Genomic DNA, 15,251 nt, shown 5'->3' with positions numbered 1-15,251 from the left:
TACCGCTCCCGCACGGAGCGCTGACGGCCTCGGTCAGTCCTGCGCCAGCCGGGCCAGCATCCGGGAGAACACGCGGCCGAGCAGGTCCAGCTCGGGGCCGCTGACCTGGTCGAAGAAATACCGGCGCACGAGTTCGCAGTGCTGGCGCTGGGCCGCCGCGACCGCCGCCCGTCCGGCGTCGGTGAGCCGGACGTTCGCCCCGCGCGCGTCCTCGGTGCAGTTCTCCCGCACGACCAGGCCGCGCTTGCACATCCGGCTCACGTGATGCGACAGCCGGCTGCGGTCCCATTCGACCGCCGCGCCGAGTTCCCGCATCCGCAGCACGCCGTCCGGTTCGTTCGCGAGCGGGACGAGGAGGGCATAGTCGGCTCCGGAAATCCCGGCGTCGCGCTCCAGCTGCCGGTCGAGCGCGCTGCCGAGCGCCCGCTGCACACGCTGGTAGGAACACCAGACCTCAGCCTCGCGCCGATCGGGCACCACGTCCGCCATCCGGTGATTCTACAAAGAGAGGGCGGGATTTCGCGCCGGTGCGTAAGTTGGCAGAGTGACCAGGTCCGCGCAAGAAACCTTCTTTCGTGCCTTCCACGCCAGCCATCCGGCGGTTACCTCGCGCTGTTTCGCCGACGGGCGCGGCGCAGACGGACGGACGAGCTACGAACTTCTCCGGGACGAGCTCGCCGGGCCTGGGCGCGTGCTCGATCTCGCGTGCGGCGACGGCTTCCTGCTCGACCTGCTTGCCGCGGCCGGACATCAGGCAATCGGGGTCGACGTGTCGAGCGGGGATCTGGTTCTCGCCCGGCAGCGTCCGGCATCGGTGGCGGAGGGCCGGGCTCAACAGCTGCCGTTCGCGGACCACTCGTTCGATTCCTGCGTGTCGCACATGGCGTTCATGCTGATGTCCGACATCGACGAGGTGGCCGCGGAGCTGGCGCGAGTGTTGCGGCCGGGCGGGCGACTCGCGCTCGTCCTCAGCGGCAGCGCGGCCGGAGACGACGCGCGCGCTCTGTTCGGCAAGCTGCTGCGGGAAACCCTCGCCGACGTCCCGGCTGAGCAGCGGTTGTCTCCGTTGGGCGACAAGCGGTGCCGGACTCGAGCCGGGCTGGACGAAATCCTCGCTCCCGCCGGGTTCGTTCCGGTTCAGTGGCGCACCGAGCAGATCGACTTCAGCGGATCGCTCGAGCAGGTCTGGGATTTCTTCTCCGTCACCTACAACCTCTTCCCGCTCAGCGAATCGGCTTCCAGCGCACTGAAAGCCGCCTTTTTCGCCGAGGCCCCAGCGCTGACTGGACCCGACGGGCTGATTCCGCTTGCCTTCCCGGTACACCTCGCCAGCACCCGGTCTGTCTACAGAGGACAGTAACCCGCCCTGATGGCACCCGTCACCTTCTGGCAAGATCGACGGCTCTGACGTCTCCAGTTCACGCCGAAGGGACAGGGCATTGGGTCTGGGCAGGAAACTGGCCGTCGCCACGACCGCGGTCACCGCGGCGACGGCGTTGTTGACCGCGGCACCGGCAGGCGCCGCACCCGCGGCGATCGACTGGAAACCGTGTCCCACCGGACAAGGGGTCGAATGCGGCAAGCTCACCGTGCCGCTCGACTGGGACCGCCCCGGCGACGGCACGATCCAGCTCGCGCTCGCCCGGCGCAAGGCCACCGATCCCGCGCACCGGATCGGTTCGGTGCTCATGGACCCCGGCGGCCCGGGCGGCGCGGGAGCGGGTGAGGTGCAGAGCGGCTGGTCGCTGTCGCCGAAGGTCGCCGCACGGTTCGACACGGTCGGATTCGATCCTCGCGGAGTCGGGGAAAGCACCGCGATCAAGTGCGGACTCGACGAGCTCACCGCGAAAAACCCGGTGCTGCCGAAGGATTCCGGCGAATTCCAGCAGCTGCTCGCGTACAACCGAGCGCTCGGCCGCAGCTGCGACCGGATCACCGGGCCGCTCGCCAGCCACTCCGACACGCGCAGCGTCGTGCGCGACATGGACGCGATCCGCGCCGCGCTCGGCGACCAAAAGCTCACCTACTACGGCGTTTCCTACGGCACGCTGATGGGCCAGCAGTACGCCGAGGCGTATCCGGACCGGGTCCGCGCGCTCGTGCTCGACAGCAACATGGACCACTCCATCCGCAGCACCTGGGAGTTCCTGAAGACGGAAACCCAGGCCACGCAAGAGTTGTTCGAGCAGTTCACCGCCTGGTGCGACCGGACGACGTCGTGCGCGCTGCACGGCCAGGACGTGAGTTCGGTGGTCGCGGACCTTTACGCCCGCGCCGAACGCGGCGACCTCGGCACCCCGGACGACAAACTCGACCCGATGGCGTTCGTCGGGCTCGTCTCGCAGAACTTCTACGGCCCCACCTGGGACAAGCTCGCGAAGAACCTCGTCGACCTGCGCGACGGAAAGCCGGCCGAAGCGTCCTTCGCCAAGGACGACCTCCCCATTCCGAACCCGTTCAACAGCATCTTCTGCTCCGACTGGCGGCTGCCGGTCACCAGCTACCCGCAGCTCGACAGCTACCGTCGCGCCCTCGCCACGGTGTCGCCTGACCTGCACTTCTCCCCGCTGGGCTGGAGCGCGGCGACCGGATGCGCCGGCTGGCCGAGCCCGGTGCGCAACCCGCAGCACCCGCTGTCGATCCGGCCGGGCGTGCCGATGTTGATGCTGAACAGCCGATACGACCCGGCCACGCCGTACCAGTGGGCGGCGCGCGCGTCGCAGCAGTCCGGCGCGCCGCTGCTCACCTACGAGGGCTGGGGCCACGGCGCGTACTTCAAGAAGAGCCAATGCGTCACCGACGCCGCGGACGCTTTCCTGATCGACGGCACCAGCCCGGGCCGCGGCAAGCATTGCCCGGCGGTCGAGCCGAGCGCCCAGTCCAGGATGGACGGTCCGCGCCCGCCGGTGGTGCAGCCGTACTGAGACAAGGAAAGCGGGGCCCTGATCGGATCAGGGCCCCGCTTTTTCGTGGATGCGGCGGCTCAGTAATCGTCACGCCCGGTGAACTGCTGCTCCAGCAGCTCGGCCGAACCGGCGACGAGTTCGAGCGGATCGGTGAACTCGTTGAGGTCGAGGTTCAGCAGCGGCAGCGAATGCCGCAGCACGAGGTGCTCGCCCATCACCACGAGCCCGCCGACCACCAGCGTCTGGCCTACCTCGGTCAGCACGGTGAGCAGATCGACCTCGTCCACGCGGGCGAACGGGGTCGCGATCTGCACCCAGTCCTCGCGCTGGTCGAAGATCTCGCGCGCGATCACCACGACCTGCGCCCGCCCCGTCGTCTCCGCGTCGTCGCCGAACAGGACCCGGATCCGGATTTCGCCCGGGTCGTCCCGGATCACCCGGTAGGTCTGCCTGATGTAGGCGACCAGGTCATTCCACTGCGCCACGCGCTTTCCTCCCGTTGGTAGGCAACGAAGATCAGCGTAGCGGGACAACCCTCGCGGCAGCGGGCGTCAGAGCAATTTCCACGCTCCGGTGAGCGCCTCGCGCAGAATCTGCTCCATCTCGTCGAACTGCGGCTGGTCGCAGATCAACGGCGGCGACAGCTGGACCACCGGCTCGGCGCGGTCGTCGGCACGGCAGTAGAGCCCGCCCTCGAACAGCGCGTTCGAGAGATAGCCGCGCAGAATCCGTTCCGATTCCGCGGCGGTGAAGGTCTCCTTGGTCGCTTTGTCCTTCACGAGTTCGATGCCGTAGAAGAAACCGGTGCCGCGCACGTCGCCGACGATCGGCAGATCGGTCAGCCGGTCGAGGGTCGCCCGGAAGGCGGTTTCCTTGTCCAGCACGTGGCCGTAAAGGTTCTCGCGCTCGATGAGGTCGAGATTGGCCAGCGCGACCGCGCACGAAACCGGATGGCCCCCGTAGGTCGACCCGTGCATAAAGGTGGCCTCGCCGCCGGCAAACGGTTCCATCAGCCGCTCGCTCGCGAGCACCGCGCCGAGCGGCGCGTACCCCGAGGTCAGGCCCTTGGCGGTGGTGATGAGGTCCGGCTGGTAGCCGTACCGCTTGGCCGCGAAGTCGTAGCCGACCCGGCCGAACGCGCAGATCACCTCGTCCGACACCAGCAGCACGTCGTGTTTGTCGCAAATCTCGCGGACTCGGGCGAAATACCCTGGCGGCGGGACAAAGCATCCGCCGGTGTTCTGCACGGGTTCGAGGAATACCGCAGCGACCGTGTCCGCGCCCTCGAATTCGATCGCCTGCTCGATTTGGTCCGCGGCCCACCGGCCGTAGGCCTCGTAATCGTCGGCGTGCTCGGGAGCGCGGTAGAAGTTCGTGTTCGGCACGCGCAGGGTGCTCGGCACGAGCGGCTCGAAATCGGCCTTCGCACCGGGAATTCCGGTGATGGACAACGCACCCTGCGACGTGCCGTGATACGCCAGCGCGCGGCTGATCACCTTGTGCTTAGTAGGTTTTCCGGTCAGCTTGAAGTACTGCTTGGCGAGTTTCCACGCCGTTTCCACGGATTCGCCGCCGCTGACGGTGAAGAACACGCGGTTGAGGTCGCCCGGCGAAGCGGCGGCAAGGCGCTCCGCCAGCTCAAGCGCGGGCGGGTGTGCGTGACCCCAGAGCGGGAAGTACGCGAGCTGTTTCGTTTGCCGCGCAGCGGCTTCGGCCAGTTCCTCGCGGCCGTGACCGACCTGCACCGCGAACAGCCCGGCGAGGCCGTCGAGGTAGCGCTTGCCGGTGTCGTCCCAGATGTAGGCGCCCTCGCCGCGCACGATCACCGGAATGTCGGCGGTGTCCTCGCGGCTGTGGCGCGTGAAGTGCAGCCAAAGGTTGTCGCGTGCGGCAGTGCCCGAGCCGGTGATGATCCCGGCGGGTTCGGCGGTCGTGGTCATGGCTCCTCGAAACGGGCCTCGAAGCTGCCGGCACGCACCGTGGCGCACCGGCCGGACTTCTCGGTTATCGCACGAGCCCACGCCGGTTGGCAAGCGGATCAGTCGTCCCGGCCACCCAGAACGACTAATTTCAGCAGTCTAATGCGGACGGATCTTCGGATTTCGTCGTCACCCGCCGTGCGTGCCCCACTGGTAGGACTGTTTCCGCAGCTTGAGGTACACGAGAGTCTCCGCGGTGCGCACTCCGGGCAGCGTCCGGATGCGGTTGGAGATCACGTCGAGCAGCGCCTCGTCGTCGGCGCAGAGCACCTCGCACAGTACGTCGAAGCGGCCGGCGCAGAGCACGACGTACTCGATCTCGTCCATTTCGGCCAGTGCGTCGGCGACCGGATCGAGCGGGCCGTCGACCGTGATGGCGACCATCGCCTGCCGGAGAAGGCCGACCTGCAAGGGATCCGCCACCGCGACGATCTGGATCACGCCCGAATCGGACAGTCGCTGCACTCGCTGGCGGACCGCGGCCTCGGACAGCCCGACCGCCTTGCCGATCGTGGCGTACGGCCGCCGTCCGTCCTCTTGCAACTGGGCGATGATCTGCTTCGAGATCTCGTCGACGACCGGCGGCGCTGGCCGGTTCGGGTCCTGGCTCTGCATCCACGGATCATGTCGGGTCGACCCTCGCTCGGGCAACCGGGGGCGTGGCGAACAGTCGCGCAGAGTGTCCAGATGGACTGTCGGCCCGGGTGCCGGACAACGGATTTCGTCGTCTTTCCGACGTTGACAACGGCAAACCCGTCCTGTTCCATCCGTCGAATTCCAGCGCCGCCGACGGAGGGATCCCCATGCCGCCTCAACCGGTCCCCGTCCAGACCGACACTGCCGCCGGGTCGCCCGCGCCCCGCTCGCTGACCAGATCGATCGGGGTCGGCGGCGGAACCCTGCTGACGCTGAGCTGCGTGACGCCGGCGTCGTCGTTGTTCGTGCTTGTCCCGCCGTTGTTCGGCTCGCTCGGCACCGGCACCGCGCTGGCCATCGGGCTCGCCGTGCTGCTGTGCGTCGGGATCGCGTTCTGCTACTCCGAACTCGGCACGCTGGTGCCGAGTTCGGGTGGCGAGTACGCCATGGTGTCGACAGTGGTCAGCCGGTTCGCCGGGTGGATCACCTTCATGTTGTCGTTCATCGTGATCCTGGTGGTGCCGCCGATCATCGCGATCGGGGTGGCCGATTACCTGGCGGTGGCCGTGCACATCGATCCCTCGGTGGCGGGTGCGCCGGTGATGCTGGCGTCCACCGGGATGGGCCTGGTGAATCTGCGGTCGAACGCGTGGCTGACCGGGATTTTCCTGGTGATCGAGATCGTGGCGATCGTCGTGGTGTCCGTGCTCGGTTTCGCGCACAGCGCCCGGCCGGCCGCGGTGCTCGTGCGGCCCAGCATGGACGGCGTGCATCCCATCGCGCTGGTTTCGGTGATCGCCGGACTGGCGGTGGCGTTGTTCGTGGTGCAAGGGTTCTCGACCGCGGTGTACCTGGCGGAGGAGATGCGGGAACCGCACAAGACGGTCTCGCGGACCGTGTTCTGGACGCTCGGCGTCAGCGCGGTCGTGATCCTGGTGCCGGTCGTGGCGATCACGCTGGGCGTTCCGGATCTCGCGACCCTCGGGAACCTCGACCTGACCGCGCTCGTGGTGAGCTGGAGCAGTTCGACCTTCGGCACGATCGTGAGCCTGTGCATCGCGGCGGCGATCGTGAACGCGGTGATCGTGATGGTGATCCAGAATTCGCGCGTGCTGTACGCCTCGGGGCGGGACCGCGCTTGGCCGGAGCCGGTGAATCGCGCGTTGAGCGTGGTGAGCCCGCGATTCGGCGCGCCGTGGGTGGCGACGCTCGTGGTCGGCATTTCGGAAGCGGTGCTGTGTTTCGTGCCGGTGGAAACGCTGAGCGGCGTCACCGGAGTGGCCGTGGTCGCGCTGTACCTGGCGATCGCGGTGAGCGTGCTGTGGGCGCGACGTCCGGCCCATCGGCGTCCGCAGGTGTGGCGGATGCCGGGATGGCCGGTGGTGCCGGGCGTCGTGGTGCTGGTGTTGGGGTATGTGCTGGTGTCGCAGAGCTTGCTGGACCTGGCGATTACCGCTGGGGTGCTGGTGATTTCGGCTGGGTATTGGTGGGGGTATTTGCGGCGCCGGCCGGATCGGTGGCTGGTGACGGTGCCCTGACCCGGGCCCGGGTGAGGACGGACAGCTCGGTCGGGCGCAGTGCGTCGCCGCGGTCCCAATCGGCAAGCGTTTCGCGTTGGCCGACGTGTTCGATCGGCTCGAGCAGGTGGTCGCGCAGGAGCGCGGCCATCTGCTCTGTGCTGAGGAAGGTTCGCCAGGGCTCGCCGTTTTCGGCCGCTGCGGCCATGACCAGCTCCGCGTAGGTCTGACCGGCCTCATCGCGGAGTGCGGCAGGGAGAAGGTGTTCGACGATGAGTTCCGTTCCGGGGGCGAAACTGCCGATCGCGTGGAGAGTGTGGCTGATCGCTTCCTCGGTGAGGTACATCGTGACGCCTAGCCAGCTGACCAGCGCCGGGCGGGCGGGGTCGAATCCGGCTTGCCCGAGGGGACCGGTCAGTGGTTGTTCTTTTTCGAAGTCAACGGCGACGAACTCGACTGTCTTGGGTGTGGCGATGCCGGTGTCGGCCAGAAGTGTTCGCTTCCAGCGCTGCGTGACGGGGGTGTCCACTTCGAACACGCGGACGTGGTCGGCTCCACGGTAGGCGTAGGAATCCAGACCCGCGCCGAGGATCACGTATTGGTCGACGCCCATTTCCGCCAAACGGTTCTCGGTGTAGCGACTGCGCGTGACGGCTGTCGTGCGAGCACCGGACAGGGCGGGGTGGCTGCCGTAGGACAGGTGGTAGCCGAGCAGTTCTTCGGCACGGTCTCCCAGGAGGGTTTTCGCGAGCGGGTCGGCGAAAATGGGCGGACGCTCGTCAACGAGCAGATGCGCGGCTCGTGCTGCGGCGGAAAGGAGAGCGGTGCGGCTGGGAGTCATGGGATCGGACTTTAACCCAGTATTGTGGGACTATAGCACAATAAGGAATTTTTCGAAAGAGCTGAGCGATTTCGCTTCGGCAACGGAGGGTCAATCGCTTTGAGAGATCGCGTAGAGGGCGAAGGGTTCGCCGCGATGCGGGAAGTCGTGGCGGTAGGTGAAGCCGAGGCGTTCCATCACCGCACGGGAGCGAACATTGTGCACCTCAGTGAAGGCGACAACTTCGGTTACCCGGAGTTCTCGGGCGCGGGTCAGGCCAGCGAGGCCGATCTCGGTGGCATAGCCGTTTCCCCAGTGCGCCTCGCGAACCGCCCAGCCGATCTCCAGTCGTCGCGCACCAGAAACGTCCTGATAGGACAGTCCATCGCGGCCGACGAGTTCTCCGGATTTCCGGTGGTAGGCCAGCCATTTGCCGACGCCGTCGCGGTGCCAGCTTCGGCCGATCTCCGCGGCGCGGGCTTCCGCTTCAGCGCGGGTCCAGTCGCCGTACCAGCGGGCGATGCCGGGGTCCTGGTGCAACCGGTACAGCTCATCGGCACAATGCGGGCCGATCGGGGACAGCCGGAGGCGTTCGGTCTCCAATTCAGGCAGCCGCCATGGACGGAACGGTCAGCGAAGCGGTTACCCGCGCGATGAATTCCGCGTTCGACTTTGTCGTGCGGACCTGGTCCAGGAATTGTTCCGCGGCTCGTTTCGGGTCCTGGGTGGACAAAGCGCGGCGGACCTCGTTCATCACGGCGAGTTCCTGCGGTGGGACGATCAGCTCGTCGCGGCGGGTGCCGGAGCCGAGGAAATCCACTGCGGGGAACACGCGGTGGTCGGCGAGCATCCGGTCGAGGCGGAGTTCCGAATTGCCGGTGCTTTTCAGTTCTTCGAAGAACACCGTGTCAGCCAGGGAACCCGTGCCTACCAGCGCGGTGGCGATGATGGTGAGCGAGCCGCCGCCTTCGATGTTCCTTGCCGCGCCGAGGATTTTCTTCATCGGGTGCAGGGCGCTGGCGTCGACCCCGCCGGACAGGATTCGGCCGGAGGGGCGGGCGGCGAGGTTGTACGCGCGGCCCAGGCGGGTCAGGGAATCCAGCAGCAGCACGACATCACGGCCGGTTTCGACCAGGCGTTTCGCGCGTTCCAAGGCTAGTTCCGCGACGGCGGTGTGTTCGGCGGGTTTGCGGTCGAAAGTGGACGCGACGACCTCGCCGTGCACCGAGCGGCTCATGTCCGTGACTTCTTCGGGACGTTCGTCGGCGAGCAGCACCATGAGGTGCGCCTCCGGATGGTTGACCGCCACCGCTTGCGCGATCGCTTGCAGCACAGTGGTTTTGCCGGTCCGCGGCGGGGCGACGATCAGTGCGCGCTGGCCTTTGCCCAGCGGTGCCACGAGATCGAGGACGCGCGTGGTGAGCTGGTGCCGGCTGGTTTCGAGAACCAGCCGCTGGTTCGGGTGAATCGGAGTGAGGTTGTCGAAATCGGGACGCTTTTCTCCGGGCGGGCGGCCGTTGACCGAGACGAGTTCGCCGTCGTCGAGGACGAGTTCGTCGCCGCGGCGCAGGCCGTGTTTGCGGATCAGCTCCAGCGGCACGGACGGGCCGCCGGGGGCATAGCCCAGTGCGGCGGTCTTGCCGTGGATGTCGAGAATTCCTTGCTGTGTCATGGTTTGTGGCTCCTTGAGCGGCAGAGGCAGTCGACGCGGAAACGCGGACCGCCAGAGAGGCGAAGCGGGTCAGGCGACGGGCTTCGGGAAAAATGCCGATTCTCGTCGCGTGGACTCACGCTGACGGAGAGGGCAGAACCCCGGGGCGGCGGGGCCGACTTCCTGGGGTATGCGGTGAGAGTAGCGCATCGGATCCGGCCGCACAAGCGAAAGGGGCCTTGCGAGCGGCTGCCCGGTGAACACCGGCACTCACAAGACCCCAACAACGCCTGCCCCCGGTCTATTCCCGGCGGCCCGCGGCGGTCACGGCATCTCCCACGGAGCCTGCGGCAGCACGTGCCCGGTCTCCAGCAGCGATTTCAGGTTCGACAGCACCGCCGCCCAACCGCCGGACACGTCCTGGTGCGCCTTCTCGTCCGGCAGGTCCTCGTGCGTCACGGTCAGCCGGACGATGCCCTCGTGCTGTTCGATGTCGAACGTCGCGCGGGACGGTTCCTGGTCCTCCGGGCCGTTCGGGTCGAACCAGGTGGTGACCAGGCGCTTCGGCGGAACCGATTCGACGACCTCCCCCTCGATGTCGGCGATCCCGGACCCGTCGGCCCGCACGTGCGCCCACCGCGATCCCGGCTTGTAGTCGGATTCGTTGCGGTGGCCCCAATACTGCGCGGTCACCTCGGGGTCGGTGAGCGCCTTCCACACCTGCTCGGGCGTGCTCTGAATGTAGGTCACGTACACAAAACTCGGCTTCATGGCTTCCTCTGCTCGACGTTTGACGGCACTGAGCATCCGCAGCCGCGGCTGCTCGAACCGGTTCACCCACCGCTCCTGCATCTCGTGCAGCGGCACCGGATTGAGGTAGTGCAGCTTTTCCCGGCCGCGGCGCACGCTGCTCACCAGATTCGCCGCCTCCAGCACGGCGAGGTGCTGAGTCGCGGACTGCCGCGTCATCTCCAGCCGGCGGCACAGCTCGCCCAGCGTCTGCCCGTTGTCCTCGCGCAGCTGGTCGAGCAGGTACCGGCGGGTCGGATCCGCCAGCGCCTTGAACACTTTGTCCAGGTCAGGTTGCACACTTACAGTAAGGCAGGCAAATGCCTGCCTGTCAACCCAGCAGCTGCGGACACAGGTCAGCGCCGAGGCGAACTACCGATCGCCTCGGCGCTGACTACTCACTGTGTTCAGAAGATCTCGGGAGTGAGCGAGGGGGCCGCCATGTCGGCGTCGAAGGGGAACATCGGCCGGACGATGCCGGAATGGCCCAGCCGGAGCAGGTCCTGGTCGACGCCGCCGGGCGTGAGGGCCAGCAGCCAGTCCGCCGCCATGTCGTACAGCTCCGGTTCGAGGTAGCCGATCTTCACGATCACCACGTCCGCCTCGCGCGGGCGCAGGCCGAGCGCGTGGAAGTCGGATTCGAGGTGGTACGGCTTGCGGCGCGCGGTGACGATCACTCGCAGGCCGCCGACGGCCAGCACCACCGCGGTTCCGGCGACCGGGTCGTCGGCGTCGACCGCGGCCACCTGCGCGGTGAGCGCGACCGGACCGTGCGGGCCCGAGTCGACTTTTCCGCCCAGTTCCACCGAAATCGTCCCACCGACGCCGGCCGCCACCGCCGTCGCGACGGATTCGGGGTCCACAATGGCCGCATACAAAGTGGTCAGCGATGAGTCCACAATGGCCGGAGTGTTCAGCAGGACGTCCAGGCTCCACGACGTGTCCCCGGCACCACCGGCGGTCGGGTTGTCGCCGGAATCGCTGATGAAGAACGGCCGCGCGTCCGACGCGACCGCCTGCGCGAGGCATTCCGGCAGGGTCCCGGTCGGGGCGACGAAAGCGAAGTCGTGCCGAGCGTCCCAATAGGACTGTGCGAGACGCTCCGCCTCTTTGGTGAGCAACGGAACGTCGTCGCCCATCACGACGACCGCGGCCTGGCAGCGCGGTTCGTCCGCCCACGCGTAGCCGACCCAGATCGCCGCGTCCAGGACGCCGTCCAGCGCTTCGACAGACTCCACGGCCGCGTAAATGCTCTTCGCCGGTTCGAGCCGGGTGCTGGTCTTCTCCCCCGGCAACAGAACCGGAACCTGGACCCAGGCCTTCTTCGGCCGACCGCCAGACCTCAGCCGCGACACCAAATTGCGTGCGGCGCGCTCGCGGGTTTCCCACGCGTCCTCGTGCGGGGCCATCCGATAGCAGGTGATCAGGTCCAGCGCGGTGACCAATTCCCGCGAAACGTGGCCGTGCAAGTCCATCGACGCGGAAACCAGTACGTCCGGGCCGACAATGGAACGGATCTCTTGCGCGAGCGAAGCCTCCACATCGGACCGTCCGACGACGCTCATCGCGCCGTGGATGTCGAAGAACAGCCCGTCCAGCTCACCCGCGGAACGCAACCGGTCCAGGATTTCCCCGGACAGCTCGGCATAAGCCTCCTCGGTGACCGCGCCGCCGGGAAGAGAACGAGCGTCGACCAGCGGCACCCATTCCACCTCGGCAGCCCAGTCGGCGTCGAGAAAGTCGTAGCGGGCCAGTAAATCGTTCCCCCGCAGCACCCGGAAGTCGTCCACAGTGGATCGATGCGGCGAGAAGGTACTCGATTCGATGGCGATTCCGGTGATCCCGACCCGCAGTTTCTTCATCGTCCGCTCCGTTTGATCGCTTGCTCGAACACCGCGTCCAGCGCGAGCGCGCCCGCGCCGTAAAGTCCCGCGTCCGCCCCGAACCGCACCCGGTCGATCCGCAGTTCCCTGGTAGCCAACGGAAGACACCGTTCGTACAGCGCACCGCGCACCGCCGCGACGAACGCTTCCGAACCGGACAGCGCGCCGCCGAGCAGCACCTCGTCCGGGTTGCTGAAGTTCACCACCGTGGCCAGCACCTCGCCGAGCCGCAGCCCGGCGCGCCGCACGGCCGTGGTCGCCTCGGGATGTCCGTCCTCGGCGGTGGCCATCACCTGCGCGGTGGTTTCCAGCTTCAATCCCTGCGCCCGCAACTGTTCGACGAGCGCGGCACCGCTGGCCACCACTTCCAGGCAGCCGCGGTTCCCGCAGGTGCACGGCTGGTCCTCGGCCGCGGGCACGCGCACGTGGCTGATGTCGCCCGCGACCCCGGCCCGGCCGCGGTAAAGCTCGCCGCCCAGCACGATTCCCGACCCGATCCCGGTGCCGGCCTTCACCACCAGCAACGTCCGGCCGGGCGCGCCGGCCACGGATTCGCCCAACGCCAGCATGTTCGCGTCGTTGTCCACGACCACCGGCAGTTCGAAGTGCTCCGCCAGCGCTTCCCGCACCGCGAAGCCGCGCCAGCCGGGCATCCGCGACGGCAGCGTGATGGTACCCGCGCCGACGTCCACCGGACCGGGGAAAGCGACGCCGAGACCGAGCGTGCGACCCGGACAGTCCGCGCCCGCCATCACATCGCGCACCGCGGCCGCGAGCCCGGCGACCAGTTCGCGCGGCTCCTGGCTGATGTCCAGCGGCCGTTCGTGCACCTGCAGCAGGTTGCCCGCGATGTCGAGCGCGCCGATCCGCACGTGCCGGGAGCCGACGTCGGCGGCCCAGACGTGACCGAACTCCGCGTTGACCGACAGCAGCTTCGGCCGCCGCCCGCCCGCGGACCGCCCCTCGCCGGATTCGCTCAGCACCCCGGCGGACATCAGCGCCTGCGTGCGCACGGACACCGTCGATTGCGGCAGCCCGAGCGCTCGCGCCAGGTCCATGCGCGACGTCGCGTGGCCGTGCGCGACCAGCCACAACAGCCGCAGCGGTCCGGCCGGATCCACCGCGTCACCTCTTTCATCAAAACTGATGTAACTAAACCGTTTAATGAGACTCTTGGCAATTCCCGTCTCTCGTGCAAGATTACCCGACAGCCAGGGCACGGCATACCACCTGGCAACGGTCTTTCATCAGAATTGTTGGAAGTGATGCGAATGGCTCGACGCCCGTGGCGCGCCGCGCTCGGGGTCACGCTCGCCGCCGCGCTGGCGCTGTCCGGCTGCGCGGCGAGCCGGGAACCGCACGGCGGCGGTTCCGGCTCCCCGAAAACCGGCGGGACCGTGCGGTTCGCGATGCCTCCGTCGGCGACGCCGAACTGGATCATGCCGTTCTCGATCCCCGGCTACGGCGGGTCGTACAACGCCATGATCCGGTCGACCATGTACGTGCCGCTGTACAGCTACGACGGCAGTTCCGGCACGGTCACGCTCGACGACGCCGCGAGCGCCGCCAACGTGCCGCGCTACTCGTCCGACGGCAAGACCGTGACGATCACGCTCAAGCCGCTGACCTGGTCCACCGGCGAGCCGCTGACCAGCCGGGACGTCGAGTTCTGGCTCAATCTCGCCCGTGCGGGCAAGGACAACTGGGGCAAGTATTCGAAGGGCCTGATCCCGGACAGCATCACCGGGTTTCACGCCGTGGACGACCGCACCTTCACGTTCACCCTGGACAAGGCGTACAACCCCGACTGGTTCACCGCCAACCAGCTCAGCCTGATCGTCCCGATGCCGCACGCGTGGGACCGCACGAGCGCGGCGGGTCCGGTCGGCGATCACGACCGCACCCCCGACGGCGCGAAGCAGGTCTTCGATTTCCTGGTCAGCCAAGGCAAACAGCTCGGCACCTACGCGACGAATCCACTGTGGAAGGTCGTGAACGGGCCGTTCGCCCTGGCCGGGTTCACCACCTCCGGCGAGGTGACGCTGCGGAAGAACCCGAAGTACACCGGCCCGGACCCGGCGAAGCTCGACACCGTCCGGTTCCTGACCTTCACCAGTTCGTCGGCGGAGTACAACGTGCTGCGGGCGGGCGGCGTCGACTACGGCTACGTTCCGACGTCGAACCTCGGCCAGCGCTCGAAGCTGGAGGCGCAGGGCTACCGGGTCGAACCGTGGAACGGCTGGTCCATCACGTACTCGCCGTACAACTTCAACAATCCCCAGCTGGGCAAGGTGTTCTCCCAGCTGTACGTGCGACAGGCGCTCCAGCACGCCGTCGACCAGGACGTGATCACGTCGGTAATCTGGCGCGGCGCCGCGCGGGTCGGCTACGGCCCGGTCCCGCAGGACAACGACACGAAGTACCTGTCGCCCAAGCAGAAGACCAATCCGTATCCGTTCGACCTGAACAAGTCGCGGCAGCTGCTCGCCGACCACGGCTGGAAGCCCGGCTCCGACGGCGTGCTCCTCTGCGCGGACCCGGCGAAATGCGGCGAGGGCATCGCCGAGGGCACCCGGCTGTCGCTGACCATGCTGACCGAATCCGGTTCCGACGAGACCGACGGCACCATGCAGGAACTGCGCTCGGAGCTGTCGAAGATCGGCATCGAGATGAAGATCAACGCACAGCCGCTCAACACCGTGCTGGCCAACGGAACCACGTGCGAACCGAAGGACCCTTCGTGCAGCTGGCAGCTGTCGTACTTCGGCACGCAAGGCAGCTGGTACTTCTCGGCGAACCCCAGTGGCGAGGACCTGTTCGCGACCGGTGCGGGCACGAACTTCGGCGGCTACACCGATCCGAAGGCGGACAAGCTGATCGCGGCCACCAACCTGGCCTCGGACGACCGGGCGATGCTCGAGTACAGCGCATATCTGGCCGAGCAGCTTCCGGTGCTGTGGCTGCCGAATCCGCCGTATCAGGTGTCGGCGATCGACACCGCGTTGCACGGCGTGACCCAGGATCCGATGGCCGGGCTGCTGCCGCAACGCTGGTTCTGGACGAGGTGAGG

At 67.6% G+C, this 15,251-nt stretch carries 14 protein-coding genes; 4 read left to right on the top strand and 10 right to left on the bottom strand.

Annotated elements, in window-relative coordinates:
* Nucleotides 1–33: 33 nt before the first annotated feature.
* Nucleotides 34–489 (bottom strand): MarR family winged helix-turn-helix transcriptional regulator, encoded by a 456-nt coding sequence (locus tag ATK30_RS29065; protein ID WP_101438193.1) that lies wholly within the window; start codon nt 487–489, stop codon nt 34–36.
* A 55-nt stretch (nt 490–544) separates the two neighbouring features.
* Here ATK30_RS29065 and ATK30_RS29060 point away from each other — a divergent pair, with 55 nt between their 5' ends.
* A complete protein-coding gene (locus tag ATK30_RS29060; protein ID WP_101438192.1) occupies nt 545–1,360 on the top strand; it encodes a class I SAM-dependent methyltransferase in 816 nt (271 codons plus the stop codon).
* Between the two features lie 79 nt (nt 1,361–1,439).
* Nucleotides 1,440–2,924 (top strand): alpha/beta hydrolase, encoded by a 1,485-nt coding sequence (locus tag ATK30_RS29055; protein ID WP_101438191.1) that lies wholly within the window; start codon nt 1,440–1,442, stop codon nt 2,922–2,924.
* Between the two features lie 59 nt (nt 2,925–2,983).
* Here the strand turns inward: ATK30_RS29055 and ATK30_RS29050 are convergent, their stop codons facing one another.
* From ATK30_RS29050 to ATK30_RS29040, 3 genes are all read right to left on the bottom strand, one after another.
* A complete protein-coding gene (locus tag ATK30_RS29050; RefSeq protein ID WP_009082327.1) occupies nt 2,984–3,391 on the bottom strand; it encodes a hypothetical protein in 408 nt (135 codons plus the stop codon).
* A 66-nt stretch (nt 3,392–3,457) separates the two neighbouring features.
* Nucleotides 3,458–4,846 carry an aspartate aminotransferase family protein gene (locus ATK30_RS29045; protein ID WP_101438190.1) on the bottom strand — a complete coding sequence of 463 codons (1,389 nt, stop codon included), beginning with the start codon at nt 4,844–4,846 and terminating at the stop codon, nt 3,458–3,460.
* A 168-nt stretch (nt 4,847–5,014) separates the two neighbouring features.
* Entirely contained in the window at nt 5,015–5,500 is a 486-nt protein-coding gene (locus ATK30_RS29040) for an Lrp/AsnC family transcriptional regulator (protein WP_101438189.1), read from the bottom strand.
* A gap of 188 nt (nt 5,501–5,688) precedes the next feature.
* On the opposite strand from ATK30_RS29040, the gene ATK30_RS29035 reads away from it, so the two are divergent.
* The gene (locus ATK30_RS29035; protein ID WP_101441123.1) at nt 5,689–7,059 is read left to right on the top strand and encodes an APC family permease; all 1,371 of its coding nucleotides are present in this window, start codon (nt 5,689–5,691) and stop codon (nt 7,057–7,059) included.
* On the opposite strand, the gene ATK30_RS29030 is transcribed toward ATK30_RS29035, so the two are convergent.
* The 6 genes from ATK30_RS29030 to ATK30_RS29005 all read right to left on the bottom strand — a co-directional run bounded on the left by ATK30_RS29030 (nt 6,971) and on the right by ATK30_RS29005 (nt 13,302).
* On the bottom strand, nt 6,971–7,879 hold the full coding sequence (locus ATK30_RS29030) for a class I SAM-dependent methyltransferase (RefSeq protein ID WP_101438188.1): 909 nt from the start codon (nt 7,877–7,879) through the stop codon (nt 6,971–6,973). The two genes, ATK30_RS29035 and ATK30_RS29030, sit on opposite strands and share 89 nt — an antisense overlap.
* 90 nt (nt 7,880–7,969) lie before the next feature.
* Nucleotides 7,970–8,461: a GNAT family N-acetyltransferase gene (locus tag ATK30_RS29025; protein WP_208637439.1), complete on the bottom strand. Its 492-nt coding sequence runs from the start codon at nt 8,459–8,461 to the stop codon at nt 7,970–7,972.
* A gap of 1 nt (nt 8,462) precedes the next feature.
* On the bottom strand, nt 8,463–9,530 hold the full coding sequence (gene rho / locus ATK30_RS29020; protein ID WP_101438186.1) for a transcription termination factor Rho: 1,068 nt from the start codon (nt 9,528–9,530) through the stop codon (nt 8,463–8,465).
* 303 nt (nt 9,531–9,833) lie between these two features.
* The gene (locus ATK30_RS29015; RefSeq protein ID WP_244194751.1) at nt 9,834–10,598 is read right to left on the bottom strand and encodes an ArsR/SmtB family transcription factor; all 765 of its coding nucleotides are present in this window, start codon (nt 10,596–10,598) and stop codon (nt 9,834–9,836) included.
* A gap of 107 nt (nt 10,599–10,705) precedes the next feature.
* A complete protein-coding gene (locus tag ATK30_RS29010) occupies nt 10,706–12,160 on the bottom strand; it encodes a M81 family metallopeptidase (protein WP_101438185.1) in 1,455 nt (484 codons plus the stop codon).
* Nucleotides 12,157–13,302: an ROK family transcriptional regulator gene (locus ATK30_RS29005; protein WP_244194750.1), complete on the bottom strand. Its 1,146-nt coding sequence runs from the start codon at nt 13,300–13,302 to the stop codon at nt 12,157–12,159. The genes ATK30_RS29010 and ATK30_RS29005 overlap by 4 nt, the downstream gene beginning before the upstream one ends.
* Nucleotides 13,303–13,452: 150 nt before the next feature.
* Here ATK30_RS29005 and ATK30_RS29000 point away from each other — a divergent pair, with 150 nt between their 5' ends.
* Nucleotides 13,453–15,249, top strand: coding sequence for a peptide ABC transporter substrate-binding protein (locus ATK30_RS29000; protein WP_101438183.1), 1,797 nt, complete (start codon nt 13,453–13,455; stop codon nt 15,247–15,249).
* Nucleotides 15,250–15,251: the final 2 nt, after the last annotated feature.

Source organism: Amycolatopsis echigonensis, assembly GCF_002846615.1.
Classification (GTDB): Bacteria; Actinomycetota; Actinomycetes; order Mycobacteriales; family Pseudonocardiaceae; genus Amycolatopsis; species Amycolatopsis echigonensis.
This window is presented reverse-complemented; position numbering and strand designations above follow the sequence as displayed.

Bases quoted from the DNA above. Each gene is read 5' to 3' on its own strand.
- ATK30_RS29065 (WP_101438193.1), bottom strand. From the start codon at position 489: ATGGCGGACGTGGTGCCCGATCGGCGCGAGGCTGAGGTCTGGTGTTCC.
- ATK30_RS29045 (WP_101438190.1), bottom strand. From the start codon at position 4,846: ATGACCACGACCGCCGAACCCGCCGGGATCATCACCGGCTCGGGCACT.
- ATK30_RS29040 (WP_101438189.1), bottom strand. From the start codon at position 5,500: ATGCAGAGCCAGGACCCGAACCGGCCAGCGCCGCCGGTCGTCGACGAG.
- ATK30_RS29035 (WP_101441123.1), top strand. From the start codon at position 5,689: ATGCCGCCTCAACCGGTCCCCGTCCAGACCGACACTGCCGCCGGGTCG.
- ATK30_RS29030 (WP_101438188.1), bottom strand. From the start codon at position 7,879: ATGACTCCCAGCCGCACCGCTCTCCTTTCCGCCGCAGCACGAGCCGCG.
- rho (WP_101438186.1), bottom strand. From the start codon at position 9,530: ATGACACAGCAAGGAATTCTCGACATCCACGGCAAGACCGCCGCACTG.
- ATK30_RS29010 (WP_101438185.1), bottom strand. From the start codon at position 12,160: ATGAAGAAACTGCGGGTCGGGATCACCGGAATCGCCATCGAATCGAGT.
- ATK30_RS29000 (WP_101438183.1), top strand. From the start codon at position 13,453: ATGGCTCGACGCCCGTGGCGCGCCGCGCTCGGGGTCACGCTCGCCGCC.